The following is a 26,576-nucleotide window of genomic DNA, read 5'->3' as shown; positions in this document are numbered from 1 at the left end:
CCGCTCAGCTCTCCTTCAGGCGTACCAGCCGCTCGTGCCCGGTCTCCTCGAGCTCGGCGATGTCATCGTGCGACTTCAGGAAGTCCGAGAACGACCGGTGTCCCAGGCTCCGTTCGCTGAACGACGGGTCCATGCGGCGCATCTGCTCCTTCACGGCGGAGCTGTGCAGCCACTCCCCGTCGTTCTTGTCGTGACCGAGCTGCAGGGCCCGCTCCAGGAGCCGGGTCGCCGCCGCCTCGTCGTCGGCGGGCGGCTCCTCCTGCACGGCTTTGCGGCTCGCGCGCAGTCCGCCCTTGCGGGTGGCGCCGGCGTCGTCCTTGGCCGCCGGCTGGTTCTTCACCGGCGCGGCGACGCCGGGGATCGAGTCGTAGGACTCGAAGGTGTCGCAGGCAGCGGCCAGGGCCTTCGCGGTGGATCCGGCGACCCCCACGCCGATCACATAGCGCCCCAGGCGCTTGCAGCGCTGGGCGAGGGGCACGTAGTCGGAGTCCCCGGCGACGATCACCACATGCGTCAGGTCCGGCAGACGGAACATGTCCTCCACGGCGTCGACCGCGAGACGGATGTCGGCACCGTTCTTCGCATAGGCGGCGGCGGGGAACAGCTGCACCAGGTCGACGGCACGTGCCACGAGCTGCGACCGATAGTCGGCGTTCACCGGCGACGACCAGTCGGCGTACGCGCGGGTGAGGACCAGCGGTCCGAACGACGACGCGAAGTCGATGATCGCGCCGACGTCGATCCGAGCCCGGCTCAGACGCTCGGCGATCTCGGGGTCCGTGGGGTTCTCCAGGATGCGCTGGCGGTCTTTCGCGTAGGCGTTGCGCCCGTGCACCCTGTCGTACCAGGAGAGCACGATGTTGTCGAAGTCGAGGTAGACAGCGACGCGTGAATCCTGGATCTCCGGCATGGGTGCTCCGCCCTCTTGATCTTCGGCGCGGGAAGCGCCGGTCGTTGTGTCCAGGGTAGTCCGCGAGCCTGAACGGTTCCGATCCGGCCGCGCTGCGGGTGCGTCGGCGCCGGCGGGGTCGTCCCTGTTCGGGGCGGAACGTGTCCGGTGCGGGCCTCAGGGGCCAGAATGGGCGCATGGTCGTGTCGCCCCTCATCTCCGCCGCAGAACTGCTCTCCCTCGCCGACGCCCGGGTGCTGGACGTGCGGTGGCAGCTCGGGCGCACCGACGGTCACGAGCAGTACCTCTCCGGGCACATCCCCGGCGCGGTGTTCGTCGACCTGGACGCCGAGCTCGCCGGGCACGGCGCACCACACGACGGACGGCATCCGCTGCCGCCCCACGCCGTGCTCGCCGCGGCGGCGCGGCGCTGGGGCATCGACGCGGGCGACACCGTCGTGGTCTATGACGATGCCGGGTCGCTTCCGGCCTCCCGCGCCTGGTGGGCGCTGCGACGGGCCGGTGTGGCGGACGTTCGGGTGCTCGACGGCGGCTGGGCGGCGTGGCGGGCTGCCGGGGGAGCGACCGAGACAGCGGAGGTGCGGCCGCAGCCGGGTGGCATCGTGCTCACGGCGCCGTCGGACGACGACATCCTCGACACCGCTCAGGCGGCATCGTGGCCCCGGCATGGCGTGCTCCTCGACGCGCGCGCCCCCGCGCGCTATCGCGGCGAGACGGAGCCGATCGACCCGGTGGCCGGGCACATCCCGGGGGCGAGGAACCTGCCGAGCCAGCGCCTGGTCGACCAGGACGGGAGATTCCGGGCGCCCGCCGAGATCGCGGCGGCCTTCGACGCCATCGGCGCGACGGCAGACGTCCCCATCGCCGCCTACTGCGGATCGGGCGTGACAGCGGCCCAGCTGGCGCTCGCTGGTGCGCTCGCGGGTCGGGATGTGCGGATCTATCCCGGTTCGTGGAGCGCCTGGTCGAACACCCCGGGACGTCCCGTCGCGACCGGTGAGGAATGACGCCCCTGGCCGCCGACGCGGCGGGCCGGGCGCCGCGGGTCTCCCGCGGCGGTGTGGATCAGCGCGCCTCGATCTCCTCGCGGAGCACATCGGGGTCGTACCACCCGATCTCGCCGCCGGCGAGGGCGTGGTAACGCTCGTGCCCCTTGCCGAGCACCGCCACGGTGTCGCCAGGGCCCGCCATCGCGACCGCGGCGCGAATCGCCTCCCGGCGATCTCCGATCTCGTGCATCTCGACCTGCGATGACCGGGCGCCGTCCATCAGGGCGGCGCGGATGGCGGCGGGGTCGTCGTCATAGGGGTTGTCGTCGGTGACGATGAGCACGTCGGAGACCATCGCCGCGAAGCGGCCCATCATGCGGCGCTTGCTCGCATCGCGGTTGCCGTTGGCGCCCAGCACGGTGATGATGCGGGTCTCGGGCGCCGTGGTGCGGATCGCGGTGAGCGCCGCGGCGACGGCCTCCGGCTTGTGCGCAGAGTCGACGATCGCGGTGAACGGCTGGCCGAAGTCGAAGCGCTGCAGCCGGCCCTCGACGCTCGGCAGCGCGGCGATCCCCTCGGCCATCGCCGCGAGCGGATGCCCGGATTCGGCGAGAGCGGCCACCGCGGCCAGCACGTTGCTCACATTGAAGGCCCCGGTGAGCTGGGTGCGGAACGCCACGCGCTCACCCGCGGGCGAGACGACCACGAACGACGAGCCGTCCGCACGTACCGTCACCTGCTCGGCGCGCCAGTCGGCATCCGGCGCTCCCGCAGCCGAGACGGTGCGCACCGGCACCGTCGCTCGCTCCGCAGCCACCCGGCCCCAGTGCGAATCGATGTCGACGATGCCGGTCGTGGCGTGCTCCGGCGTGAGCAGGACGGCCTTGGCGGCGAAGTAGTCTGCCTGGGTCGGGTGGAAGTCGCGGTGATCGTGCCCGAGATTGAGGAAGACGCCGGCGTCGAACGCGAATCCGTCCACGCGGCCCTGGACGAGCGCATGGCTGGATGCCTCGACGGCGACCGTGCGGATGCGTTGTTCGCGCATGACGGCGAACAGCGCCTGCAGCTCCGGCCCCTCGGGAGTGGTGAGCACCGGGGGGAAGAAGTCGTCGCCGACGGTCGTGCCGATCGATCCGATGGTGCCGGAGGAGCTCAGCCCCATCGCCGCGGCGACGTAGTAGGCGGTGGTCGTCTTGCCCTGGGTGCCGGTGATGCCGATCGTCGTCATGGCCGCGGCGGGATCGCGGTACAGGTGGGCGGCGGCCGGTCCGGCGCTGCGCCGCGGATCGGGGACGACGAGTCGCGGGACGTCGTCCGGCAGGAGAGCGGCCCCGGCGGCATCCGTCAGCACAGCGGTCGCGCCGGCGTCTCTGGCGCGGGCAGCGTAGGAGGCGCCGTGCGAGCGCTCGCCGCGCACCGCGACGAAGAGGTCGCCGGGTCGCACGTGGTCCGTCGCCATCGCGACACCCGCGAACGCGGTATCCGGGACGGCTGCGGCGGCCGCTCCGAGGGCATCGGAGAGCGCGCGGAGGGTGGAGCGGAACGGCTCTCCCGGGCGGGTGTCCAGGCGGGGCGCAGGGTACTGCTCGAGTGAGGGCATGGCACCCACGATTCTACGGACTCCGCCCGGACCCGTCGTGCCACCGTCTCCGGTCAGCATCCCGGCGAGCAGCGCCCCGGCCCTGCGGAGGCCGGGGCGCCGCGGCGGGAGCGACCGGACCGGTTACGGGCGCAGGACGACTTTTCCGTGCGCAGACCCTGACTCCACCAGACGATGCGCCTCGGCGGCCTGCGCGAGGGGCAGCTCCGGCCCGAAGCCGATCTGGAACCGTCCGTCGGCGAGCAGCGCGATCGCGGCCGGGAGGGCCTCCTCGCGCCACGCCACCTCCTGATCGGTGAGGGGGTCTGGGCTGCCGCCGCTGAACGCCCGGATGCCGAGTGCGGCGGCGTCGGGGCCCCGCACGATGGTCGCGATGCGGTCGCCGTCGGCGACCAGCGCCTTCGACACGGCGATCGCCTCGTCCGTGCCGACGCAATCCAGCGCGACGGTGACCGGTGCCGGGGCGGCGTCGCGGACGCGCTCCTCCAGCCCGTCGCCGTAGGCGACCGGGATCGCGCCGAGCTCGCGGAGCATCTCATGGCTGGCCGGACCGCCCACCGCGATGACGGTGGCGCCGGCGGCGATCGCGAACTGCACGACCGCCTGGCCGACCGCGCCGGACGCGCCGTGCACGAGGAAGACGTCGTCGGGGCCGACGTCGAGAGACTTCACGCACTGGTAGGCGGTGCCGACGGGGATACCGACAGCGGCCCCCTCTGCGTCTGTCACGGCGTCCGGCAGCCGGACCGCCCGGTCGGCGCGCACCGCGACGAGGTTCGCATAGGCGCCGGGGGTGTCGCGGAACGCGACCCGGTCTCCCACGGCGAAGCCGGTGACGTCAGCGCCGACGGCCTCGACCGTGCCGGCGCCGTCAAAACCGACGCGGCGGGGCTCGGTGATGGGCGGGGACGGGCGAAGGCCGGCGCGCAGCTTGGTGTCGAGGGGGTTGACGCCGGCGGCGCTCACCCGGACGAGCAGCTGGTCGGGCTGGATCTCGGGGTCGGGGACGGTCTCGAGGCGGAGCACATCGGGCCCGCCCAGCTCGGTGTAGACGATCGCTTGTGCCATGCCCCCACGCTACCCGTGCTGGGCGCGGTGGGGGCTGTCGCGCGCTCAGGAGGAGAGGACCTTCTGGATGCGTTGCGGGGAGACCGGCTGGGCGGTGCCGAGGCGCTGCGCGAACAGGCTCACGCGATACTCCTCCAGCAGCCAGCGCGTCTCGATGATCCGGGGCGGTGCGCCCGGCGCCGGGGGAACGGTTCCGCCGGCAGCGGCGTAGGCCTCGGCCATCCGCTCGAACTCGGTCATCCGCGTGCGGTCCTTCCCCGGGGCCTCGGCGAGCCCGCGCAGACGCTCGCGCATGCCGTCGAGGTATCGGGGAAGGTGATGCAGCCGAGCCAGGCCGGTCTCCGAGACGAACCCGGCGTGCACGAGACCGGTGAGCTGCCCGCGGATGTCGTTGAGCGGTCCGAGCAGGGCGAGGGAGTTCTGCCCCTTGATGCCCCGCTCCACGTCGCGCGCGAGGGTCAGGATGCGCGCGACGAGCGACACGCACGCGAACTGCGCCTCCACGAGGCCGGCGCTCACCGCGTCCCGCACCCGCGCGAACTCCTCCTCGGTGCGCACCACACCGGAGGGAGCCTCCTGGTCGATGAGCGCCCGCGCGACCGTGGCCCGGCAGTCCTCGATCAGAGCGACGGCGGAGGGGTAGGGGGATGAGGCGATGGCGAGCTTCTCTGCCGCGGTCAGATGCTCCTGCACGTACGACGACGCGGACGGCACGGCCAGCAGCACGAGCCGCAGCACGCCGTCGCGGGTCGCAGCGGCGGCTGCCTCCGCGGTCGCCTCGACCCGCAGCGCGACCGTCTTCCCCTCGTCCACGAGAGCGGGATAACCGCGCACGATGCCACCGGCGACGCGGGTGTCGAGCACCTCCGGAAGATCGCCGATCGTCCAGCTCGCCAGCCCGGAACGTTCGATCGGGGCGCGGGCGGACGCCGCGGCGACGGCGTCGGCATTCGCTCGGGGAGCGCCCCGGCGCGCGGTCGCCGCATCCGGCCGTGCCACCGTGCGCGCGACGCTGGCGCGGACGCGATCGGACAGCTCCTCCTGCAGCTGGCGCAGGTCGCGACCTGTTCCGACGACGCGGCCGCGTTCGTCCACAGCGCGGAAGCCCATGAGCAGATGCGGCGGGACGCGCCCGAGATCGAAGTCGGCCGCGCTGACCGGCTGGTTCGCCAGGGGCTGGACCAGCCGTGCGAGTGCCTCGAGCAGCGGCTTCTCCGGCAGGCCGCCGTGCGATTCCGGGCCAGCACCCTGCAGCTCGGCGCCGAACTTCTCGGCCCAGTCCGCGGCGGGCACGACGTGCCGCCGGATCGCCTTCGGCAGCGCACGCAGCAGCCCGGTGATGAGCTCTGCGCGCAGCCCCGGCACCTGCCAGTCGAAGCCGGCGTCCTGCAAGCGCGGAAGAAGGGCCAACGGCACCACGACGCTCACGCCGTCGTCCGGCGCGCCTGGCTCGAAGCGGTAGGCGAGCCCCAGGATCTGGTCGCCCTGAGCCCACCGGGTGGGGAACTCGCTCTGATCGGCACGGTCGTCGGCGTCCACCAGGTCGTTCTCGCGCATCACGAGCAGACGGGGTGTGCGCTCCAGCGTCTCGCGCCACCACTTCTCGAACGAGCGCACATCGTATACGTCAACCGGAATACGTTGGTCGTAGAACCGGAGCACCGCCTCGTCGCCGGCGAGGATGTCGCGGCGTCTCTCGCGCTCCTCGAGCTTCTCCAGGCGCTTGCGCAGTTCGGCGTTGCTGCGCCAGAACACCGAGGCCCTTCGGTCGATGCGCGTCGGGTCCCACTCGCCCTCGACGAGCGCATGCCGCAGGAACAGCTCGCGGGCGGCGGGGCGGTCGATGCGGGCGAGCTGCACGCGGCGGCGCGGCACGATGTCGACACCGAAGAGCGTGACCTTCTCATACGCCACGGCGGCCCCGGCGTCCTTCGACCAGTGCGGCTCGGAGAACTGCCTTTTGACGAGGTCTGGTGCGAGGGACTCTGCCCAGGCGGGGTCGATCGCCGCGACCATCCGCGCGTAGGTGCGCGAGGTCTCCACGATCTCGGCGGCCATCACCGCCGGGGGGCTCTTCTTGCGCAGACCGGAGCCGGGGAAGATCGAGAACCGGATGCCGCGGGCGCCCCGGTACTCCGTGGCGCGGCGCTTGCGCTCGTGGGGGCTGGTGCGGCCGGCCTCCTTCTGCGCGGTGCGCTCGTCGAGGATGCCGATCTGCGAGAGCAGCCCGCTCAGCAGAGCGCGGTGCACGGCATCGGGGTCTGCCGCGCCGGTGCCCCCTGGCGCTTCCGCCCCTGCTGCGTCCTGCGGAGTCTCCGGGCGGCGATCGCGGCGCCGCGTGTCGTCGCGCGCGCGTGATGGACGGGCGTCCCGTTCCCCGAGCTGTCGGGCCAGCGTCTGCAGCTGGCGGTGCACATCGAACCATTCCCGCACACGCACATAGTTGAGGTGCTCGGCCCGGCAGAGCCGGCGGAACGCGCTGGAGCCCAGATCGCGCTGCTGCTCGCGGAGGTAGTTCCACAGCTGGAGGAGGGCGAGGAAGTCGCTCGTGGGATCGGTGAACCTGGCGTGCATGCGCTCTGCGGCATCCTTCACGCCCTGGGGGGCGTCGGCCGACGGGCGCTCGCGGACGTCCTGGATCGACAGACCGGCGACGATCGCCAGCACGTCTGTGGTCACCCCGGTGCGGGCGGCCTCGACCAGCATCCGCGCGAAGCGGGGGTCGACGGGCATCCGTGCGATGTCACGGCCGATCCGGGTGAGGCGCGGACGGTCACGGTCCACGGTCACGGCGCCCAGCTCCACGAGCAGATCGAGGGCGGCCTTCACGCCGCGGGAGTCCGGCGGGGTGAGGAAAGGGAAGGCCGCGATGTCGCCGAAGCCCAGGGAGAGCATCTGCAGCACGACCGACGCGAGCGACGTGCGCAGGATCTCCGGTTCGGTGAACTCCGGGCGCCTGTCGAAGTCCTCCTCGGAGAAGAGGCGGATGGCGATGCCGGAGCTCTGCCGGCCCGCGCGCCCGGACCGCTGGTTCGCCGACGCCTGGGAGACCGGCTCGATGGGCAGGCGCTGCACCTTCGAACGGCTGCTGTACCGCGAGATGCGGGCGGTCCCTGTGTCGACGACGTACTTGATGCCCGGCACCGTGAGGCTGGTCTCTGCGACGTTGGTGGCGAGGACCACGCGGCGGCGGACGCCGGCGATCGAGCTGCGCTCGAAGACCCGGTGCTGTTCTGCAGCGGACAGTCTGCCGTAGAGCGGAAGGACCTCGGTGGGGGCGGTCTCGCGTGCGAAGGCGCTGCGGACGGCGTCCGCGGCGTCGCGGATCTCGGCTTCGCCCGGTAGGAAGACCAGCACGTCCCCCGGCGCCTCGCGGTCCAGCTCGCGCAGCGCTGACACGATCGCGGAGACGTCGTCGGCCGGCTCTGCTCCGTCGTCACCGTCGTCGACCGGCGGCCGGTAGCGGATCTCCACCGGGTAGGTGCGCCCGGAGACCTCGATCACCGGCGCCGGAGTGCCGTCCGGCGCGGCGAAGTGCTGCGCGAAGCTCTCCGGATCGATCGTCGCGGAGGTGATGATGATCTTCAGGTCTGGCCGCTCCGGCAGGATGCGGTGCAGATAGCCCAGGAGGAAGTCGACGTTGAGGCTGCGCTCGTGCGCCTCGTCGATGATGATCGTGTCGTAGCGGCGCAGGAGCCGGTCCCGATGGATCTCGTTGAGCAGGATGCCGTCGGTGAGCAGCGCGATGCGGGTCTCGTTCGAGACCTGATCGGTGAAGCGCACCTTGTAGCCGACGAGCCCGCCGAGCGGCACCTGCAGCTCCTCTGCGACGCGCTCGGCGATCGTGCGAGCGGCGAGGCGGCGGGGTTGCGTGTGTGCGATCGAGGTGCGCCCGAGGTCGAGGCAGATCTTCGGCAGCTGGGTGGTCTTGCCGGATCCTGTCGCGCCGGCGACCACGACGACCTGGTGGTCTCGGATGGCTGCGGCGATCTCGTCGCGCGCGGCGCTGACCGGCAGCTCGGGCGGATAGGAGATCACGGGCTGAGACATAGCCCTCCATCGTAAGCCAGCGCGGGGGCCGCGCGTTCGCTGCGGCGCGCCCGTCGCGGGCCGACGCGGGTTGACGCGCAAAGGAGTTTGCAGTACAAAGTTGTTTATGGAGAACGAAGAACGAGAGATCCGCGACGCAGGCCTCGACCCGGAGCGGATGCTGGCGCTGATCCGCGACCAGCAGCGCAGCGTCTCCGGGCAGCGCTCGGAGTTCGTCCCGCTCATCCTGCTGGCCTGGGGCATCGCGTGGCTGGTGGGCTTCCTCGCCCTGTGGCTGGTCGACGGCGTGCCCGGCTTCGCGATCCCGATCGCCGTCGCAGCCCCGGTGTTCGGCGGGCTCCTCATCGCCGCAGGCGTGCTGTCGACCGTGCTCGGCATCCGGGCGGACCGGGGCACGCGCGGCGGCAAAGACGGCGCGCTGATCGGCGCCGTCTACGGCAACACCTGGTGGGTCGGCAGCATCGCCTTCGCCGTGATCGGTCAGGCGCTGGTGCACAACGGCATGCCGGAACGCCTCCTCGGCATCCTCTACCCGAGCGGCTACATCTTCTTCGCCGGTGTCATGTACGTCATGGCGGGTCTGCTGTGGCGGGCGTATCCGATGCTGGCGCTGGGCGGATGGTCGATCGTCGTGAGCGCCGCCGGCCCCTTCCTCGGCATGCCGACGCACTACCTCTTCTTCGCTCTCGCGGGCGGCGGAGGGTTCCTCCTGATGGCCCTGTGGACGATCGTCTGGACGCGAAGCGCCCGGCGTCGGGTCCGGGCGGAGGGCGCATCATGACCGAGCTCGATCCCGTCATCCATGCCGCCGCGCGCCTGCGCATCGTCGCAGCGCTCGCCACCCTCGAATCGGAGGAGCAGATCGCTTTCCCGCGCCTGCAGGAGCTGCTGGACATGACCGCGGGCAATCTCTCCACCCATCTGCGCAAGCTCGAGGACGCCGCATACGTCGTCGTCGAGAAGACGCACAAGGGCCGCACACCGATCACCTACATCGCGCTGACCAAGCAGGGTCGTCGGGCGTTCGAGGACTACACCGAGACCCTGCGCTCGATCCTGGGAGAAGGACAATGACCCTCGCACACCTCGACCGTGTCTCACGGCGGTTCGGCGACCTCGTCGCCGTCGACGACATCACCCTCGACATCCCGGCTGGGGAGATCGTCGGCCTGCTGGGGCCCAACGGCGCCGGCAAGTCCACGCTGCTCTCGCTCCTCCAGGGCCTGCGCCGGCCGAGCTCGGGGACGGTCCGGCTGTTCGGGGGAGATCCGCGCGATGCCGCGACCCGGACGAGACTCGGATCCACCCCGCAGCAGACGTCGCTGCCCGAGACGCTCCGGGTGGGGGAGGTGCTCGACTTCGTGGGCGGCCACTTCCCGGAGCGTGTCCGGACGGCGGAGCTGGCCGAGCAGTTCGGGTTCACCGATCTGCTGCGCCGGCAGTGCGGCGCGCTGTCCGGCGGACAGCGACGCCGGGTGAGCGTGGCGCTGGCGTTCGTGGGGTCTCCGCAGCTGGTGCTCCTCGATGAGCCGACGACAGGGCTCGACGTCGACGCACGACGCGTGCTGTGGGACGCGATCCGCGACCGGCATGCCCGCGGGGCGACGGTCGTGGTCACCAGCCACTACCTGGAGGAGATCGAGGCTCTCGCAGAGCGGGTGGTCGTGGTCGACCGCGGCCGCGTGATCGCCGATGACAGCCTGAGCGACGTGCTCGGACGGGTGGAGCGATCGCACGTGCGACTGCGCACAGCCGACGTCGCGGCGGTGCGGGCGATCGAGCCGGATGCGCCGATCGAGATCGACGGCGATGCCCTGATCGCCACGGTGGGCGACGCCGACCGCTTCGTGCGCGAGCTCGTCGGGCGCGGCATCCCCTTCACCGGCCTGCAGGTGCGCGGCGCCACGCTCGAAGAGGCCTTCCTCGCCCTGACCGATGGCGCAGAGCATGCCCGCACCCGCAACGAGGAGGTGGCGTGATGAGCATTCTGCGCCTGACACTGCTGCACACCCGCTACAACCTGCTGGAGACGTTCCGCGTGCCGATGGCGGTGATCGGGGCACTGGTGTTCCCTGCCCTGGCGCTGCTGTTCTTCGTGGTGCCGAACCGCTCCGTCGCCGACGACCCGGTCTTCGCGACGCAGGCGGCGATCTCGCTCTCGGTGTTCGCGGCGATGTCGAACGGCCTGTTCAGCTTCGGTCTGACGATCGCCGAGAACCGCGCCAAGCCCTGGGACCCGTACCTGCGCACGCTGCCGGCGCCCGGCATCGCCCGGGTGCTCGCGCAGGTCTTCTCGACCGGCTTGCTGGGCTTCGTCGCGATTCTTCCTATCGTGATCATCGCCGGGCTGTTCACCGCCGCCGACGCGTCGCTCGTGCGCATCGTCGCGGGGCTGGCGGCGGTCGCGGTCTCCGCGCTGCCGTTCATGTTCATCGGGATCTGCATCGGCTACGCGATGTCGCAGAAGGCGGCCATCGCCGTCGTGCAGGTCGTGATGTTCGGCCTCGCCTTCGGGGGAGGGTTGTTCGTCCCGCCGGTTCTGTTCGCCGACTGGCTCAATCACCTGTCGATGTGGTTCCCGTCGCGTCAGGCCCGCGAGTTCGTGGTCTGGGCCGTGCAGGGCGGCGACCTGCCGTGGTGGTCGTGGGTCGGCATCCTGGGCTGGACCGTCGTGCTCCTCGCGCTCGCGCTCCTCCTGTTCCGCCGCGACGAGGGCCACCGCTACCGCTAGGCCGGTGCCGTTTGCCTGTTCTCCTGCGCGTGTGAACGCGGGTTGCGGGGTCCGGCGCCGGTGTCGCACGCGGTGCCTAGGCTGGGGGCATGACGATTCCCTCCCTCGCCCTCAATGACGGCCGCTCCATCCCTCAGCTCGGCTACGGCGTCTTCAAGGTCGATCCGGCCGATACCGAGCGCACCGTGTCGGAGGCCCTCGAGATCGGCTACCGGCACATCGACACCGCCGCGATCTACGGCAACGAGGAGGGCGTGGGCGCCGCGATCGCGCGCAGCGGCATCCCGCGCGACGAGCTGTTCATCACCACCAAGCTCTGGAACGACCGTCAGGCCGGAGACGAGCCGGACGCCGCGATCGCGGAGAGCCTCGGCAAGCTCGGCCTCGACGCGGTCGACCTCTACCTCATCCACTGGCCCGCGCCCGCGAACGATACCTACCTGCACGCCTGGGAGAAGCTCATCGGCATCCGCGAGCAGGGTCTGGCGCGCTCGATCGGGGTCTCGAACTTCCTGGTCCCGCACCTCGAGCGCATCATCGCCGAGACCGGCGTCACCCCGGCCGTCGATCAGATCGAGCTGCACCCCGCGCACCAGCAGCGCGAGGTCGTCGCGTGGGCCGACGACCACGACGTCCTCATCGAGGCATGGGGCCCGCTCGGGCAGGGCAAGTACGACCTGTTCGGGATCCCCGCCGTGGCCGAGGCGGCCGCAGCGCATGGCGTGACCCCCGCCCAGGCGGTGCTGCGCTGGCACCTGCAGAAGGGCAACATCGTCTTCCCGAAGTCGGTGCGCGCCGAGCGTCTGCGTGAGAACCTCGACGTCTTCGGCTTCACGCTGACCGATGCCGAGATCGCCGCGATCGACGCGATCGACCAGGGCGACGACTCCGGTCGCGGCGGGCCTGACCCGCTCACCTACAGCTGACGCCGGTCGCGCGCACGGAAACGGCATGTGGCGTCCGTCCCCCGCGGGACGGGCGCCACATGCGTTTCACACCCAGGTGCTGATCCAGATGTGCGCGTACCAGAACAGATACGGCACGGAGATGCCCAGCGACAGCGGCAGGAAGAACGCCCCCACCACCGCTGCGGCGCCGAGCACCACCGCTGCCGTGCGCTGACCGGCCTGCCGGCGGTGCAGGGGATCCGAGCGTTCGCCCGCCAGCATCCGCAGCACCAGAGCGAGCGCCAGGAGCAGGAAGGGCAGCATCGACACGGTGTAGAACTGGAAGACCGTGCGCTCCGGCAGCAGCAGCCACGGCAGGAACGTCACGGCCAGGCCGACGAGCGGCCAGGCCAGATCGGCGCGCGGAGCCCGGATGAACAGCACCAGCACGACGAACGCGGCGGCGATCCCGGCCCACCAGACCAGCGGGTTCGGGATGGCAGAGACGACCGCGATGCAGTGGTCCGCACCGCAGGGCCCCGGCTCGGCGGCGGTCCATATCGCGGTCGGCCGCAGCAGCAGCGGCCACTGCCATGCCGGGCTCGCATAGGGGTGGGCGACGGAGAGGCCGGCGTGGAACCGGTAGATCGCGGCGTGGTAGTTCCACAGCGCGACCAGGGGGTTCGCATCGCTCGCGCGATCGTAGCCTCCGGCCGTGATCAGCCAGCCGCTCCAGCTCACGACATAGGTCACCAGCGCCGCCGGAACCAGCAGCAGGAACGACACAGGCCCCTGCCGGGCGACGGCGTCCATCGGCCAGAACACGATGCCCGCGCGGCGACGCGCGAGGGCGTCCGTCACGACGAGGTAGATGCCCATGCCGGCGAGCGCATACGCGCCGGACCACTTCACGGCCGTCGCCGCGCCGAGGGCGACGCCCGCGGCCACGACCCAGGGCCGGTTCCAGAGCACCGGCCCCCAGCGGCGCAGCTCGTCACCGCCCGTGCGGTGGGCGCGCAGATTCCGCCGATCCAGGGCGATGAACCACATGCCCAGGAGCAGGAAGAACGTCATGGGGGTGTCGAGCAGGGCCGTGCGGCTCATCGCGATGCCGAGCCCGTCCACAGCCAGGAGCCCGCTCGCGATCGCCGCGACCGCCGTCGAGCCGCTGACGGTGCGCGCGAACAGGTACAGCAGCAGCACGGTGGCGGTGCCCAGCAGCGCGGTCGCCAGCCGCCACCCGGTCGATGAACCGGGGCCGAGCGCGCCCATCCCGAGTGCGATGAGCCATTTGCCCAGTGGAGGATGCACCACGAAGCTGCCGTCGGTCGACAGGGCACTGTCGTCGCCCTGGGTGAGCAGGGCGTTGGCGCCATCGCCCCAGACGCCCTCGTAGCCGAACCGCCACAGCGACCACGCGTCCTTGACGTAGTAGGTCTCGTCGAAGGCCAGTTCCCGCGGGTGCCAGAGATTCACCAGCCGGAGGGCTCCGGCGACGAGGGTGATGAGCGCCGGAAGCAGCCATGCCCACATCCGGCGGCGGGCCGGATCGGTACGCATGGCGTCGACGATCCGCTCGAAGACCGTGCGTTCCTCCGCGAGCACGGGCGCAGCGCCCGGCGGGGCGTCGGATGCGGCGGAGGTCACCCGCCCAGCCTACGCACCGCCGCCCGTCGGCCCGGTGCAGGCCGTGCCCCGCCCGGCCTGGCATGCCAGGGGGAGCACCGTGCATCGCCCTGATCGGCGGTCGTGCGCGTAGCGTTGGGGCATGGCTCGCCGGCTTGCGGATGCTCTCAGCCCCTATCTCCGCGCTCACGCGGACAACCCCGTCGACTGGTTCCCCTGGGGTCCGGAGGCGTTCGCCGAGGCACGGCGCCGCGATGTTCCGCTGCTCATCTCGATCGGCTACTCGACCTGCCACTGGTGCCATGTGATGGCGCGGGAGTCGTTCGCGGACCCGGCGATCGCGCAGCGGATCGCCGAAGGCTTCGTCGCGGTCAAGGTCGACCGGGAAGAGCATCCAGACGTCGACGCCGCCTACCTGGCCGCGGCGGCCGCCTTCACCGGTGCGCTGGGCTGGCCGCTCACGGTGTTCGCCACTCCCGGGGGGCGGGCGTTCTTCGCGGGCACCTACTGGCCGCCGGTGGCGCGCCCGCCGATGCCCGCCTTCGCCGACGTGCTGGCGGCCGTGCGCGAGGCCTGGACCCTGCGGCGCGACCAGGTGGAGTCCAGCGCCGCGGCGGTGGCGGACGCCCTCGTGAGCGTCGCCGCGGCGTCCGCCGGCCCGCTGCCCGATGCCGCCGCGCTGACGGCTGCGGCGGACCGCATCGCCGCGCGCGAGGATGTCGTGCACGGCGGGTTCGGCGGCGAGCCGAAGTTTCCCGTGGCCACCGTTCTGCGTCTTCTGCAGACGCCGACGGTGCGACGAGAGGAGCCGGATGCCGCGGCGGCCGCCCCCCGGGCGCTGGCCGCGATGGCCGGCTCCGAGCTGCGCGATCTCGACGGCGGGTTCTTCCGCTACGCCACGCGGCGGGACTGGAGCGTGCCGCACTACGAACGGATGCTCACCGACAACGCCCAGCTGCTGGAGGTCGCCGTGGACGCGGGCGCCACGGGAGTCGCGCGCGGCATCGCGACGTTCCTCCTCACGACGCTGCGTCGCCAGGAGGGCGGCTTCGGGGCGGCCCAGGACTCCGAGTCGACGGTCGACGGGACGCGCAGCGAGGGCGGCTACTACCGGCGGGGCGTACCGGATCGGGCGGGGCTCGTGCCGCCGGCGGTCGACGCGAAGGTCATCACCGCGTGGAACGGGTTGGCGATCGGCGCCCTCGCCCGCGCCGGAACAGCGCTGGGCGAAGCGGCGTGGGTGCGGGCGGCGGCGGACGCCGCCGCCGCCGTCCTGATGACGAACCGTGATGTGGACGGGCGTCTCGTGCGCGCCTCGGCCGGGGGCGTGGCGTCGGCGGCCGTCGCGACGGCCGCCGACCACGGGCTGCTGGCCGCTGGTCTGTTCTCCCTCGCGGTCGCGACTGGCGACGCTGCCTGGGCGGTCCGAGCCCGGGAGGTGCTCGATACCGCGCTCGAGGGGCGGCTCGTTCCGGATCCCGTCCTGGCAGCGCACGGCCTGGCCGTCACGGGAGACCAGAGTGATGGCGATCTGCCGTCCGGCCCCGCCTCGCTCGCGCTCGCCGCGCTCGCCGCGTGGCGGCTCGGAGCGGGGGAGAGGTACCGTCGGGCCGCGGAGACGATCGTCGGCCAGGCGGCGGAGGGGGCGCTGCGGGAACCCTTCGCGCATGCCGCGATCCTCCGGGCCGCGGCGGAGCTCGTCGAGGCGCCTCGGCAGGTCGTGGTGGTCGATGGTACGCCTGAACTGCGGGCGGCGGTGCTGCGCGCCGACGCGGACGTCGTCGCGAGCGTCACCGCCGCACAGGCCGAGGCGTTCGCGGCGGCCGGTTTCCTGCTGTTCGCCGGGAAGGCCGCGGCCCCGGGCCTTGCTTACGACTGCCGCGGGTTCTCGTGCCGGGCACCCACCGCAGACCCCGACGCCATCCCGGCCGCGCGCTCCTAGCGGCCGGCCATCGCCGCCGCGAGAGCCCTGGTGTACTCGGGGGCGAGGGTATCCGCGAACGTCGTAGTCAGGTGGTCCTGATCGCGATAGACATTGGCGCCGCCCACGACGGGGAAGCAGGCGTCGTCGTCGCAGAACACGTCGGTGAAGTCGAGCAGCGTCACGAGGTCCTGACCGCTTGCAGCCTCGCGCAGCGGATCGTGCTCGACGAGCACATCGGAACGCGCGCCCGCGCACTCCGGCAGGTCCCGCGTGCGCAGGCACTTGTTCGGGTCGGTCTCCCAGACCGGGTTGTCCACGACGGTGACCACCGGGATGCCGCGTGCGGTCATCGCCGACCAGGCATCGCGGTATCCGGCGACGGCGGCGTCATAGGACGAGTCGAAGCCGGCCGCCGCATAGGGGGTGTTGGAGATCGCGGCGGTGAACACCGCATCGAACTCCTGGCCGTCCAGCTCCGCCGTGACAGCATCGCGCCAGTCCTGGCAGGCGTTCGCGAAGGAGTCGCCGCCGGCGAGCGGTGTCGTGTTCCACGGGCACGCGCCCTTGAAGTACGTCGTCAGATGCCAGCCTTCGCGCTCGGCGATCGCCTGGAACGTGGTGAGCAGCTGGAAGGCGTGGCTGTCGCCGACGATCGCGATGCGCGGGGCATCCGCATCGGTCGACCCGAAATCGCACGACACAGGCCGGGCATCCGTGAGCTGCACGAAGCACTCCATCTCGGCGGGTCGATCCACGCCGGCGAAGCCGGGCGACGGCAGGACGGTGTCCGAGGTGCTCCCCGCGCACGCCGGGTCCAGCACCGCCTGCGCGCCGAAGCATGCCGGAGGGGCGGCACGCAGCTCCGCGATCGCCGCGACCCCGGCCTGGTAGGCGGGAGCGTTCGCGGCCCATGCGCCGCCCGCAGCGCCGGCCACGAGGGCCATCGATGCCAGCGCCGCCCACAGCGACGCCCCCGCCGGACGGCTGGTGAGCGGTTTCCAGGTGCGCACCGGATCCTCCACGAACCTCTTCGTGAGCCAGGCGAGCACGAAGCACAGCGCCAGCAGCGCAACCCGGTGATAGATCGTCAGCCCCCAGAACGGCACAGACGGTGCGATCACGATGAGCGGCCAGTGCCACAGATAGAGGCTGTAGGAGATGTCGCCGACGAAGCGCATCGGGCGGACAGCCAGCAGGCGCGTCGGATACCACCAGCGGTCGGTGTTCGCCGCAGCGATGACGGCCGCGGCGCCCAGCGTCGGGATCAGGGCCATGTACCCGGGGAAGACGGTCTGCCCGTCGAAGAACATGATCGCGGAGAGCAGCGCCGCGATGCCGGCCCAGCCGACGACGAAGCTCACGATCGGGTGCTTCAGGCGCAGGACAGGAAGGAGCGCGATGATCGCTCCGACGCCGAACTGCCACATCCGGCCGAACGTCACGAAGTACGCCGGCGCCGGGTCGGTGAGCGTGAAGATGACGCAGAACACGAAGGACGCCACCGAGACGACGCCGATCATGATCGCGGCAGCCCGGAGGCGTTCGCCGCGGAAGCGCTTCACGGCGATCCACGCGGCCAGCAGCATCAGCAGCGGCCAGATCAGGTAGAACTGCTCCTCGAGCGACAGCGACCAGTAGTGCTGCACCGTTGTGGGGTCGCCGGTGTGCGCCAGGTAGTCGGTCGAGCTGAACGCCAGATACCAGTTCTGCACGTAGAACGTCGAGGCGAGGATCTCGCGCATCTCGTTGGGCAGCGCCGATGTGGGCATCAGGTAGGGCGTGGCGACCACGATCGCGCAGAACAGCAGCACCAGCAGCGATGCCGGCAGCAGGCGTCGCGCCCGTCGCGCCCAGAACTGACCGAGTTTCACGGTGCCGGTCGAGGTCAGCTCCCGCGCCAGATGGGCGGTGATGAGGAACCCGGAGATGACGAAGAACACGTCGACGCCGACATAGCCGCCCGTGATGCGTCCCGGCCAGAAGTGGAACAGCACCACCGCGAGCACCGCGATGGCGCGCAGGCCCTGGACGTGCGGGATGAAGCGGTCGGCGCTGGGGGCCCCGCGGCGCGCGCGATTCTCGGCAGGGGCTGATGCAGGGGAGGCCACCTGTAGAACCTAACGCGGAGAGGGCCGCGCTCCGCGCGGCCCTCCGAATCATCAGGATATTCAGGCCGCCGGCGGCCTGAATATCCTGATGACTCGGCGACCGTGACCGGCCGGCCTCCTAGGCTGGGACCGTGATCATCCTCGCCGCGACCCCGATCGGCAACCTCGGAGACGCCTCGCGGCGCCTCGTCGAGACGCTCGAGAACGCCGCCGTTGTCGCCGCGGAGGACACCCGCACCACCCAGCGCCTGCTGCAGGCGCTCGGCATCGACAACCGGCCCCGTCTGGTCGCCCTGCACGATCACAACGAGAAGCAGAAGGCGGCGGAGCTCGTCGCGCTCGCGGAGGTCCAGGACCTGGTGGTGCTCAGCGACGCAGGGATGCCCACCGTGAGCGATCCCGGATACGGCCTGGTCGCCGAGGCGGCCGCGCGCGGGGTGACCGTCACCGCGATCCCCGGGCCCAGCGCGGTGATCACCGCGCTGGCGGTGGCCGGGCTGCCGACCGACCGCTTCACGTTCGAGGGCTTCCTGCCGCGCAAGGGAGGCGAACGTCGCGCCGCGCTCGCCCGGGTGACCGGCGAGGAACGCACCATGGTGTTCTTCGAGTCCCCCTCGCGCCTCGCCGCCTCCCTGGCCGACATGGCGACCGTGCTCGGCGCCGACCGCCGGGCAGCCGTCTGCCGTGAGCTCACCAAGCTCCACGAGGAGGTGCGCCGCGGCACGCTCGCCGAGCTCGTCGCCTGGGCGCAGGAGGGTGTGCGCGGCGAGATCTGCGTGGTCGTGGAGGGGGGGACGACCGCGCCACCGCCCTTCGACGATGCCGTCGCCGACGTGCGATCCCGTGTCGGCTCCGGTGCCCGGCTGAAGGACGCCTGCAGCGCTGTCGCGGCGGAGACCGGCCACGCGTCGCGCGACCTGTATCAGGCGGTGCTCGCGGCGAAGGCAGCGACCAGCACGGCCTGAATCCGCCGGGCCGGCACGGCCGGCATCGGAGGAGAGTCACACGGCCCGGGCACCCGCGCCCGCTGACCTAGAATCGATCGCATGTCTCACGGTGGCTCGTTCTACATCACCACGCCCATCTACTATCCGTCCGACGTGCCCCACATCGGCCACGGGTATACGACGGTCGCGGTGGACACCCTCGCACGCTGGCATCGCCAGTCGGGTGATGACACCTGGATGCTGACGGGCACCGACGAGCACGGCCAGAAGATGATCCGCGCGGCCGCGGCCAACGGCGCCACCCCGCAGGAGTGGGTCGACAAGCTCGTCGCCGAGAGCTGGTTCCCCGTGCTGGAGGCGCTGGATGTCGCCAACGACGACTTCATCCGCACCACCCAGGAGCGTCACGAGCGCGGCGTCCAGCTGTTCATCCAGCGGCTCTACGACCGTGGCTACATCTACGCCGGCGAGTACGAGGCGCTGTACTGCGTGGGCTGTGAGGAGTTCAAGCCGGAATCGGAGATCATCGACGGCACGGGTGAGTTCGAGGGCCTCAAGGTCTGCGCGATCCACTCCAAGCCGCTCGAGCTGCTGCAGGAGAAGAACTACTTCTTCAAGCTCAGCGAGTTCCAGGACCGCCTGCTCGAGCTCTACAAGACGGAGCCGGACTTCGTGCGTCCGGACTCCGCGCGCAACGAGGTCATCTCCTTCGTCGCGCAGGGGCTGAAGGACCTGTCGATCTCGCGCTCGACGTTCGACTGGGGCATCACCGTGCCGTGGGACGAGTCGCACGTCATCTATGTCTGGGTCGATGCCCTGCTCAACTACGCCACCGCGATCGGCTTCGGCGCGGACGAGGACAATTTCGCGCGCCGATGGCCCGCCCACCACGTCGTCGGCAAGGACATCCTCCGTTTCCACGCGGTGATCTGGCCCGCGATGCTGATGGCCGCGGGGCTCGACGTGCCGAAGGGCGTCTTCGCGCACGGCTGGCTGCTGGTCGGCGGTGAGAAGATGTCGAAGTCGAAGCTCACCGGCATCGCGCCCAGCGAGATCATCGAGGTCTTCGGCTCTGACGCCTACCGCTTCTACTTCCTGTCGGCGATCGCCTTCGGCCAGGACGGCTCCTTCTCGTGGGAGGATCTCGCGGCGCGCTACCAGGCGGAGCTCGCCAACGGCTTCGGAAACCTCGCGTCGCGCACGATCGCGATGATCGAGCGCTACTTCGACGGCGTGATCCCTGCCGCCGGCGCGGTGCAGGAGCAGGATCTCGCCGTGCAGCGGGTCGTGGCCGACGCGGTGGCCGCGGCGGACGCCGCGGTCGAGCGCTTCCGCATGGACGAGGCGATCGCCGCGATCTGGACGATCGTCGACGTGCTCAACGGTTACATCACCGAGAACGAGCCCTGGGTGCTGGCGAAGGACGACGCGCAGCGCGACCGGCTGGCGACCGTGCTGGCCACGTGCGCCGAGGGCCTGCGTGCCCTCACGGTGCTCCTGTCCCCGGTGATGCCGAAGTCCACCACCACGCTGTGGAACGCGCTCGGCGCCGAGGCCGCGCTCGGCGCCCTCGCCGCACAGCCCCTGCGCGAAGCGGGCACCTGGGGGCAGCTGCCCGCCGGTGCCCGCGTCTCGACGCTCGCGCCGCTGTTCCCGCGCGTGGAGGCGAGCTGACGTCAGCCGGTCACCGCTCTGCCGGCCGGGGATCCGCAGAGCGGTGCGCGTCGTCCGCCGACCACGCGGCCGGGCGACGGTGACCGGCACCAGCCGAGGGAGACGAGAGCAGAGGCGATGACCGAACAGACCCCCGACACCTACGTGCGCGAGCGCTCCGCGGAGGGGCGGCGTGACATCCGCTATCCGGCGGCTCCCGAGCCGCTGCGGGTTCCGGTGTACGACAACCACGCCCACCTCGAGATCCTCGACGGCGATGAGCCGCTGAGCCTCGATGAGCAGCTGGAGCGCGCTGCGGCGGTGGGGGTCGCCGGGGTCGTGCAGGCCTCGGGCGACATCGCCTCGTCGGAGTGGGCGGTGGCGGCAGCCGAACGTCACCCGCGGGTGCTCGCCGCGGTGGCCGTCCACCCCAACGACGCCCCCGTGTACGAGCGGGCCGGGCGCCTCGACGAGGCGATCGCGGTGATGGACGCCCTCGCCGCCCGCCCGCGGGTGCGTGCGATCGGCGAGACGGGCCTGGACTACTTCCGGACCGGTCCGGAGGGCCGTGATGCCCAGCAGCGGTCCTTCGAGGCGCATATCGACCTCGCGCGCAAGCACGGCATCGCGATGCAGATCCATGATCGCGATGCCCATGACGACGTGCTCGCGACCCTCGCGCGCGTCGGGGCACCCGACCGTACGGTGTTCCACTGCTTCTCCGGCGATGAGGCGATGGCGCGGACGTGCGCGGATGCCGGGTACTATCTGTCGTTCGCCGGAAACGTCACGTTCAAGAACGCGCAGAACCTCCGCGACGCCCTGCGCGTAACGCCCCGCGAACGCATTCTCGTGGAGACCGATGCGCCGTTCCTCACGCCCGTGCCGTTGCGCGGCCGGCCGAACGCGCCCTATCTGATCCCGCACACGCTGCGCTTCCTGGCTGCCGAGCTCGGCGCAGAGGTCGACGAGCTGGCCGCCCAGGTGGCCGAGAACACGATCCGCGTCTACGGCTCGTTCGACTGAGGCGCGCGGCCGCGGCGTCGCCCGCGCGCGGGTCTACCGGGTCGATGTGCCGTGCACGAGGCGCCACGGCAGCGACAGCACCGACGGCACAGGGTCACCCAGACGGGCGTCCGGGTCCGTGCGCGCGGGGCCGGTGGCGACGGGGCCGGTGGCGAGGCGATCGGCGTCCGCCGCCGCCCCGTCATCCGCTGCTCCCGCGTCCTCGGCGTCGTCGGCGGCGAGGCGGGCGAGCGCATCGAACATCGCCTCGGCGGCCTGCTCGGGATGCACGCACACGTGCGTCACGCCCAGCCTCTCGTTCAGCGAGCAGTCGCTCGTGCACAGCGCGACCAGCTGCATGTCGCGCGGGATCACGAGCGATGTCGCCTCGAGCTGCAGATACACCTCAGGGCCCTCCTCGCAGAATGCGAAGATCGCGTCTGCGCCGCCCGAGACGAGCTCGTGCACGCACCGGGGGAGCTTCCGGCGCGCCGGGTCGACGTGGGCCACGCGCTCGGCGCGCCCCCGGATCGCGCACCAGGCGCGATAGGTGCTCTCGCCCATGCGATCGCGCGGGTGCCCGCCCTCTTCGGCCAGGAAGCCGATGCGTTCCGCGCCGAGGAGCTCGAGCAGGTCGAGCCCGGCGCTCACGGCGTCGTCGAACCCCGCTCTGATGCTGACGCCCAGGGCCGCGCCGATGTCGAGGTTCTCGGCCACGACCGGGATGCCGCGGGACACGGCTTCGCGGAGCATCGCGTCGTCGCAGCGCGCGTCCGGAACGTAAAGGGCGTCGATCTGCGCCCCGGCGAGGAGGTCGACGCGCGATTCCAGCAGCACCGTCACCGTGAAGCCACGAGCCGCGGATGCGCGGACGAGAGCGTTGAGCTGACGCGTGCGCTGCAGGGCCCAGCGCCGCGCGGTCTCGCCGTCCGCCTCCTCGGCCATGACGAACCCGACCGACATGGTGCGTCCGCTGCGCAGCGCGGCAGCATGCTTGTTGGGGACGTAGCCGAGCTCGGCGGCGACCTCCTTGATGCGCATGCGCGTCTCGGGGCGCATGCTGCCCCGGTCGTTGAGGGCCTGGCTGATCGCCGCCGTCGAGACGCCCGCGCGCTGCGCGATGTCCTTCAGCGTGACCCCGCGGCTCATGACCGTTCGCCACCGGAGAGGTCAGGCGGGAAGACGCTGCGGACCGCGTCGGCCCAAGCGGCGCCGGAGCCGCTGGAGGCGAGCGCATTGCCCTGCACGGTCAGGCGATGCAGCAGCACGCCGGTGTAGTGCCGCAGGGCCCGCTCGACGTCGTCGCCGGCGCCGTTGGTGCGCGCCCGGTCGAGCTCCTCCGCCATCACGCCGTGCACATAGCGGCGCATGTCGACGACGGCGGGGGAGATCTCCCGCACCCGCTGTGCCGCGGCGTGCTTCTGCGCGGCGGTGGCGACGATCTCGCGGGCCTCGCCGATCATCGCGAACTCGTCGATCGGGGCGTGGATGCGGATGGTGTCGAGGTCGAGCAGCTCGACCCCCGGCAGCCGGCGCAGCTCTGGATCGACGTTACGGGGCAGCCCGAGGTCGATCACCACCTGCCCGGCGGTGCGGTCCGCGCGGGCACGGGCGTGGGATGCCGCGTCGAGGACGAAACGGTCGGAGACCGACGTGCACGTCACGACGATGTCTGCCTCTGCGGCCTCGCGCGCGTAGTCCTCCGTGGCGACCACGGTGAGGTGCTCCTGGAGCGCGAAGCGCTTGCGCCCGGAGCGGGAGTGCACGCGGATGTCCTGCGCTCCGACCGCGCGCAGCGCCGCGAGCGAGGCGGCGGCGTACCGGCCGGTGCCCACCAGCAGCACCCTGGCCGTGGACCAGTCGGCCACGCGGGACGAGACAAGCTCGACCGCCAGGCGCACCAGGGAGCGGCCGGACTCGCCGAGCCGCGTGCTGTTCTTCACCGTCCGCGATGTCTCGATCGCACGCTGGAAGAGGTGCTCGAGCGACGCGGTGGTGAGCCCGGCGTCGCGGGCGGAGTCCAGCGCGCGGCGCACCTGGCCGGCGATCTCGTCTTCGCCGACGGCGACGGAGTCCAGGCCGGCGGCCACCGAGAACAGGTGGTGGGCCACGCGGTTGCCCTGCGCGAAGTCGACGGTCTCGCGCACGGTGCGGTAGGGCAGCTCCGCGAGCTCGGAGATCTGTTCCATCGCCGCATCCATCGCGGGGATCGGAGACGCCAGGTCGGGGTCGTCCCAGAGATCGAAGTACGCTTCGAGCCTGTTGCAGGTCGAGAGCACCACCGCGCCGCGGATCGACTCATGGGCCTCGCTCAGTCGGACACCGAGGTGGTCTCCGATGAGCGAGAGGCGTTCGAGCGACTCGAACGACGTGGTGCGCTGGTGGGTGGTCATGCAGATCAGCACGGGGGCAGCAACCTCCTCGGTCCGGGTTAGTATAACGATTAACCGAACGAGGAGCGTCATCATCACGGCATCCGTCCCCTCCCTGTCCGTCCCCCGGGACCCGTCCGCCGATCCGGCGTCGTCGGCCCACCCCCTGCACACGCAGCGCACCGCCGATTCCGCACTGCTGCGCGCCCTGCGCGGCGACCGTCCTGATGTGACGCCGGTGTGGTTCATGCGCCAGGCGGGCCGCTCCCTGCCCGAGTACCGCGCGCTGCGCTCACGCGGCACCATGCTCGAGGCCTGCCTCGACCCGGCACTCGCGAGCGAGATCACGCTGCAGCCGGTGCGCCGCCACGGCGTCGACGCTGCGGTGTTCTTCAGCGACATCATCGTCCCGCTCGCCCTGCTGGGCATCGAGGTCGAGATCGCCGCCGGCCGCGGGCCGGTGTTCGCCCACCCGCTGCGCACGGCCGCCGACATCGCCGCCGCCGTCGAGATCGACCCGTCCCTGGTCGTCGAGCGCGGCGGCGAGATCGTCGACGCCGTGCAGCGCACCACGGCGATGCTCGGCGAGGTCGGCGCGGACCGGGGCGAACCGATTCCGCTCATCGGCTTCGCCGGTGCCCCCTTCACGCTCGCCGCCTATCTCGTGGAGGGCGGTCCGTCGAAGGACCACATGGCAGCGCGCCGCCTCATCCACGAGGACCCGGCGGCCTGGCAGGCCCTGACCACCTGGCTGGCGGAGGTGACCGGCCGGTTCCTCGCGCTGCAGGTGACGGCGGGCGCGAGCGCCGGTCAGCTCTTCGACTCCTGGGCCGGCGGCCTCGCCCCCGACGACTACCGCGCGGCCGTGCTGCCGGCCTCCGCGGCCGCCCTCGAACCGGTCAAGGCCCTCGCCATCACGGCGGAGGGCGGGTCTGTGCCGCTGATCCACTTCGGCGTCGGCACCGGCGAGATCCTCGCCGACATGGCCTCGATCGGCGTCGACGCCGTCGGCGTCGACTACCGGGTGCCCCTCGACGAGGCCCGGCGCCGGATCGGCCGGGACCTCACGCTCCAGGGCAACCTCGACCCGGCTCTGCTGTTCGCCCCGGAGGAGGTGCGCCGCGCAGCGGTGCAGCGCGTGCTGGCGTCCGGGCGTGCCGCCCGCGCGCACGTGTTCAACCTCGGACACGGCGTGCCGGCAGACACCGACCCCGCGGCGCTCACCTCGGTGGTGCGCATGGTCCACGAGTGGCGCGCCGACCCGGCATGAGCACCGCAGCAGAAGCCGGCGTCATCGTCATCGGCGCGGGGGTCGCGGGTCTCACCGCGGCCTGGGAGCTGGCCAGCGCCGGGTGGCGCGTCCGCGTTCTGGAGGCCGGGGACGCCGTCGGCGGGCTGCTCCAGGGCGGATCGCTGGCCGGCATCGACGTCGACCTCGGTGCGGAGTCCTTTGCGACCCGCACAGACGCGGTGGTCGCGCTGATCGCCGACGCGGGCCTCGGTCTGCGCACCATCGAGCCGCGCCCGGGCGGCGCCCGGCTGGCCGTGCCGTCTTCGGGCGGCGGCGTCCGCGTCGTTCCGCTGCCGCGCCGCACGATCGTGGGGATGCCCGCCGATCCGGGAGCCGCAGACATCGTCGAGATCATCGGGGCGGCGGCTTCCGCGCGGGCCCAGCGCGAACGCGATCATGCGCCGTTCGCCGGTGACACCGAAGAGCCGAGCCTGGCCGACCTCGTCGCGGAGCGCTACGGCACCGCGGTGCTGCGGCTGCTCGTGGACCCGCTGTGCCAGAGCGTGTACTCCCAGCCGGCCGCCGCGGTGCGCCTGTCGGTGCTGAACCCGCTGCTGTGGGCCGCGTTCGGACGTCGCGGCTCGCTCACCGCCGCGGTCGACGAGCTCGCGTCCGCGACCCGTGCCGGCGCAGCCGTCTGCGGCATCGAGGGCGGCATGTGGCGATTGACCACGGCGCTGCGCGATGCCGCAGAACAGGCCGGAGCGGTGATCGAGACCGGCGCGCGCGTCGACGCGGTGCACGACGGCAGCGTCGTCGTCTCCGGCCGCCCGCGCCGTGCCGATCAGATCGTCCTGGCCGTCGGGCCGGCGGCGACGCGTCGGCTGCTCGACGTCGACGGCACGGACACGTCGACGACCGCGACGGGGGACGCGGGCGTGCGCCTGGTCGCCGCCGAGGTCGTCTCCGCTGCCCTCGACGCCCGCCCGGTCGGGTCCGGCGTCATCGTCGCCCCCGATGCGGCGGATGTCGCGGCGAAGGCCCTCACCCACGTCAACGCCAAGTGGGCGTGGGTCGATGAGGCGCTCCCCGCCCACACGCATATCCTGCGTCTCTCGGCCCGCTCCGCGGACGACGGTCTGGCGAACGTCGCCGACGTCGCCCACGACCTCAGCGTGCTCACCGGGGTGACCATCGATCCGGGCGATATCCGCGCCGTGGCCGAAACCCGGTGGCCGGACGCGGTCTCCGCGGCCGTGGACGCCGAGACGCGCGCCGAGCTGACCGCCGCGGCTGACCGCCGCGGCATCCGCCTGACAGGAGCGGTCGTCGCCGGCACCGGCCTCGCCTCCGTCATCCCGCACGCCCGCAGCACCGCCCGGGAGCTGATCGCCGCGGCACGTGCCGCCGGCGCCGCACCTGGCACGCGCCGCGCCAGCGCGTGACCCCCGCCGCCACCCTCGAAGGAGCCCGTA

Annotated in this window: 20 protein-coding genes; 12 read left to right on the top strand and 8 right to left on the bottom strand. The window is 72.0% G+C overall.

Translation table 11 applies throughout. The features are described from left to right. Positions 1-4: 4 nt before the first annotated feature. Positions 5-910 (bottom strand): NYN domain-containing protein, encoded by a 906-nt coding sequence (locus tag AC3RXY_RS00535; protein ID WP_491508924.1) that lies wholly within the window; start codon positions 908-910, stop codon positions 5-7. Between the two features lie 176 nt (positions 911-1,086). On the opposite strand from AC3RXY_RS00535, the gene AC3RXY_RS00530 reads away from it, so the two are divergent. Continuing rightward, complete coding sequence (locus AC3RXY_RS00530; protein WP_491508923.1) at positions 1,087-1,917, top strand: sulfurtransferase; 831 nt, start codon at positions 1,087-1,089, stop codon at positions 1,915-1,917. 58 nt (positions 1,918-1,975) lie between these two features. On the opposite strand, the gene AC3RXY_RS00525 is transcribed toward AC3RXY_RS00530, so the two are convergent. From AC3RXY_RS00525 to hrpA, 3 genes are all read right to left on the bottom strand, one after another. After that, complete coding sequence (locus AC3RXY_RS00525; protein WP_491508922.1) at positions 1,976-3,499, bottom strand: Mur ligase family protein; 1,524 nt, start codon at positions 3,497-3,499, stop codon at positions 1,976-1,978. A 123-nt stretch (positions 3,500-3,622) separates the two neighbouring features. Next, positions 3,623-4,567: a quinone oxidoreductase family protein gene (locus tag AC3RXY_RS00520; RefSeq protein ID WP_491508921.1), complete on the bottom strand. Its 945-nt coding sequence runs from the start codon at positions 4,565-4,567 to the stop codon at positions 3,623-3,625. Between the two features lie 45 nt (positions 4,568-4,612). Next, positions 4,613-8,617 (bottom strand): ATP-dependent RNA helicase HrpA, encoded by a 4,005-nt coding sequence (hrpA, locus tag AC3RXY_RS00515; protein WP_491508920.1) that lies wholly within the window; start codon positions 8,615-8,617, stop codon positions 4,613-4,615. A gap of 106 nt (positions 8,618-8,723) precedes the next feature. Here hrpA and AC3RXY_RS00510 point away from each other — a divergent pair, with 106 nt between their 5' ends. The 5 genes from AC3RXY_RS00510 to AC3RXY_RS00490 all read left to right on the top strand — a co-directional run bounded on the left by AC3RXY_RS00510 (position 8,724) and on the right by AC3RXY_RS00490 (position 12,274). Then, positions 8,724-9,398 (top strand): hypothetical protein, encoded by a 675-nt coding sequence (locus AC3RXY_RS00510; RefSeq protein WP_491508919.1) that lies wholly within the window; start codon positions 8,724-8,726, stop codon positions 9,396-9,398. Then, the gene (locus tag AC3RXY_RS00505; protein WP_491508918.1) at positions 9,395-9,691 is read left to right on the top strand and encodes a transcriptional regulator; all 297 of its coding nucleotides are present in this window, start codon (positions 9,395-9,397) and stop codon (positions 9,689-9,691) included. The genes AC3RXY_RS00510 and AC3RXY_RS00505 overlap by 4 nt, the downstream gene beginning before the upstream one ends. Beyond that, positions 9,688-10,596, top strand: a complete 909-nt coding sequence (locus AC3RXY_RS00500) for an ABC transporter ATP-binding protein (RefSeq protein WP_491508917.1) — start codon at positions 9,688-9,690, stop codon at positions 10,594-10,596. The genes AC3RXY_RS00505 and AC3RXY_RS00500 overlap by 4 nt, the downstream gene beginning before the upstream one ends. Next, positions 10,596-11,348, top strand: a complete 753-nt coding sequence (locus AC3RXY_RS00495; RefSeq protein ID WP_491508916.1) for an ABC transporter permease — start codon at positions 10,596-10,598, stop codon at positions 11,346-11,348. Before AC3RXY_RS00500 ends, AC3RXY_RS00495 begins: the two co-directional genes overlap by 1 nt. An 89-nt stretch (positions 11,349-11,437) precedes the next feature. Further along, positions 11,438-12,274, top strand: coding sequence for an aldo/keto reductase (locus AC3RXY_RS00490; protein WP_491508915.1), 837 nt, complete (start codon positions 11,438-11,440; stop codon positions 12,272-12,274). Between the two features lie 66 nt (positions 12,275-12,340). Here the strand turns inward: AC3RXY_RS00490 and AC3RXY_RS00485 are convergent, their stop codons facing one another. Next, the gene (locus AC3RXY_RS00485; RefSeq protein ID WP_491508914.1) at positions 12,341-13,882 is read right to left on the bottom strand and encodes a dolichyl-phosphate-mannose--protein mannosyltransferase; all 1,542 of its coding nucleotides are present in this window, start codon (positions 13,880-13,882) and stop codon (positions 12,341-12,343) included. 121 nt (positions 13,883-14,003) lie between these two features. Here AC3RXY_RS00485 and AC3RXY_RS00480 point away from each other — a divergent pair, with 121 nt between their 5' ends. Beyond that, positions 14,004-15,803 (top strand): thioredoxin domain-containing protein, encoded by a 1,800-nt coding sequence (locus tag AC3RXY_RS00480; protein ID WP_491508913.1) that lies wholly within the window; start codon positions 14,004-14,006, stop codon positions 15,801-15,803. Here AC3RXY_RS00480 and AC3RXY_RS00475 read toward each other — a convergent pair. Beyond that, complete coding sequence (locus AC3RXY_RS00475; protein WP_491508912.1) at positions 15,800-17,893, bottom strand: acyltransferase family protein; 2,094 nt, start codon at positions 17,891-17,893, stop codon at positions 15,800-15,802. The two genes, AC3RXY_RS00480 and AC3RXY_RS00475, sit on opposite strands and share 4 nt — an antisense overlap. Before the next feature lie 131 nt (positions 17,894-18,024). Between AC3RXY_RS00475 and rsmI the strand changes: the two genes are divergently transcribed. The 3 genes from rsmI to AC3RXY_RS00460 all read left to right on the top strand — a co-directional run bounded on the left by rsmI (position 18,025) and on the right by AC3RXY_RS00460 (position 21,519). Then, a complete protein-coding gene (gene rsmI, locus AC3RXY_RS00470) occupies positions 18,025-18,858 on the top strand; it encodes a 16S rRNA (cytidine(1402)-2'-O)-methyltransferase (protein WP_491508911.1) in 834 nt (277 codons plus the stop codon). An 81-nt stretch (positions 18,859-18,939) separates the two neighbouring features. Continuing rightward, on the top strand, positions 18,940-20,514 hold the full coding sequence (gene metG, locus AC3RXY_RS00465) for a methionine--tRNA ligase (protein ID WP_491508910.1): 1,575 nt from the start codon (positions 18,940-18,942) through the stop codon (positions 20,512-20,514). A gap of 117 nt (positions 20,515-20,631) precedes the next feature. Continuing rightward, positions 20,632-21,519 (top strand): TatD family hydrolase, encoded by an 888-nt coding sequence (locus AC3RXY_RS00460; protein ID WP_491508909.1) that lies wholly within the window; start codon positions 20,632-20,634, stop codon positions 21,517-21,519. 33 nt (positions 21,520-21,552) lie between these two features. On the opposite strand, the gene AC3RXY_RS00455 is transcribed toward AC3RXY_RS00460, so the two are convergent. Both AC3RXY_RS00455 and AC3RXY_RS00450 read right to left on the bottom strand, forming a co-directional pair. Then, the gene (locus tag AC3RXY_RS00455) at positions 21,553-22,647 is read right to left on the bottom strand and encodes a LacI family DNA-binding transcriptional regulator (protein WP_491508908.1); all 1,095 of its coding nucleotides are present in this window, start codon (positions 22,645-22,647) and stop codon (positions 21,553-21,555) included. After that, positions 22,644-23,891 (bottom strand): glutamyl-tRNA reductase, encoded by a 1,248-nt coding sequence (locus AC3RXY_RS00450; RefSeq protein WP_491508907.1) that lies wholly within the window; start codon positions 23,889-23,891, stop codon positions 22,644-22,646. Before AC3RXY_RS00450 ends, AC3RXY_RS00455 begins: the two co-directional genes overlap by 4 nt. Before the next feature lie 43 nt (positions 23,892-23,934). Here AC3RXY_RS00450 and hemE point away from each other — a divergent pair, with 43 nt between their 5' ends. Beyond that, the gene (gene hemE / locus AC3RXY_RS00445; protein ID WP_491509391.1) at positions 23,935-25,140 is read left to right on the top strand and encodes a uroporphyrinogen decarboxylase; all 1,206 of its coding nucleotides are present in this window, start codon (positions 23,935-23,937) and stop codon (positions 25,138-25,140) included. Beyond that, complete coding sequence (locus AC3RXY_RS00440) at positions 25,137-26,546, top strand: protoporphyrinogen/coproporphyrinogen oxidase (RefSeq protein ID WP_491508906.1); 1,410 nt, start codon at positions 25,137-25,139, stop codon at positions 26,544-26,546. Before hemE ends, AC3RXY_RS00440 begins: the two co-directional genes overlap by 4 nt. The last annotated feature ends 30 nt before the right edge of the window (positions 26,547-26,576 follow it).

This window comes from Microbacterium longlingense (assembly GCF_058349825.2).
The sequence above is the reverse complement of the archived record's forward strand: the minus strand, read 5'-3'. Positions and strand labels throughout refer to the sequence as shown.

What these genes read in the sequence shown, in the direction of transcription:
- AC3RXY_RS00505 (WP_491508918.1), top strand. Translation starts at nt 9,395, where the DNA reads ATGACCGAGCTCGATCCCGTCATCCATGCCGCCGCGCGCCTGCGCATC.
- AC3RXY_RS00510 (WP_491508919.1), top strand. Translation starts at nt 8,724, where the DNA reads ATGGAGAACGAAGAACGAGAGATCCGCGACGCAGGCCTCGACCCGGAG.
- AC3RXY_RS00455 (WP_491508908.1), bottom strand. Translation starts at nt 22,647, where the DNA reads ATGAGCCGCGGGGTCACGCTGAAGGACATCGCGCAGCGCGCGGGCGTC.
- metG (WP_491508910.1), top strand. Translation starts at nt 18,940, where the DNA reads ATGTCTCACGGTGGCTCGTTCTACATCACCACGCCCATCTACTATCCG.
- AC3RXY_RS00450 (WP_491508907.1), bottom strand. Translation starts at nt 23,891, where the DNA reads ATGACCACCCACCAGCGCACCACGTCGTTCGAGTCGCTCGAACGCCTC.
- AC3RXY_RS00500 (WP_491508917.1), top strand. Translation starts at nt 9,688, where the DNA reads ATGACCCTCGCACACCTCGACCGTGTCTCACGGCGGTTCGGCGACCTC.
- AC3RXY_RS00520 (WP_491508921.1), bottom strand. Translation starts at nt 4,567, where the DNA reads ATGGCACAAGCGATCGTCTACACCGAGCTGGGCGGGCCCGATGTGCTC.
- AC3RXY_RS00535 (WP_491508924.1), bottom strand. Translation starts at nt 910, where the DNA reads ATGCCGGAGATCCAGGATTCACGCGTCGCTGTCTACCTCGACTTCGAC.
- AC3RXY_RS00490 (WP_491508915.1), top strand. Translation starts at nt 11,438, where the DNA reads ATGACGATTCCCTCCCTCGCCCTCAATGACGGCCGCTCCATCCCTCAG.
- AC3RXY_RS00480 (WP_491508913.1), top strand. Translation starts at nt 14,004, where the DNA reads ATGGCTCGCCGGCTTGCGGATGCTCTCAGCCCCTATCTCCGCGCTCAC.
- AC3RXY_RS00440 (WP_491508906.1), top strand. Translation starts at nt 25,137, where the DNA reads ATGAGCACCGCAGCAGAAGCCGGCGTCATCGTCATCGGCGCGGGGGTC.
- AC3RXY_RS00495 (WP_491508916.1), top strand. Translation starts at nt 10,596, where the DNA reads ATGAGCATTCTGCGCCTGACACTGCTGCACACCCGCTACAACCTGCTG.
- AC3RXY_RS00530 (WP_491508923.1), top strand. Translation starts at nt 1,087, where the DNA reads ATGGTCGTGTCGCCCCTCATCTCCGCCGCAGAACTGCTCTCCCTCGCC.
- AC3RXY_RS00525 (WP_491508922.1), bottom strand. Translation starts at nt 3,499, where the DNA reads ATGCCCTCACTCGAGCAGTACCCTGCGCCCCGCCTGGACACCCGCCCG.
- hrpA (WP_491508920.1), bottom strand. Translation starts at nt 8,617, where the DNA reads ATGTCTCAGCCCGTGATCTCCTATCCGCCCGAGCTGCCGGTCAGCGCC.
- AC3RXY_RS00460 (WP_491508909.1), top strand. Translation starts at nt 20,632, where the DNA reads ATGACCGAACAGACCCCCGACACCTACGTGCGCGAGCGCTCCGCGGAG.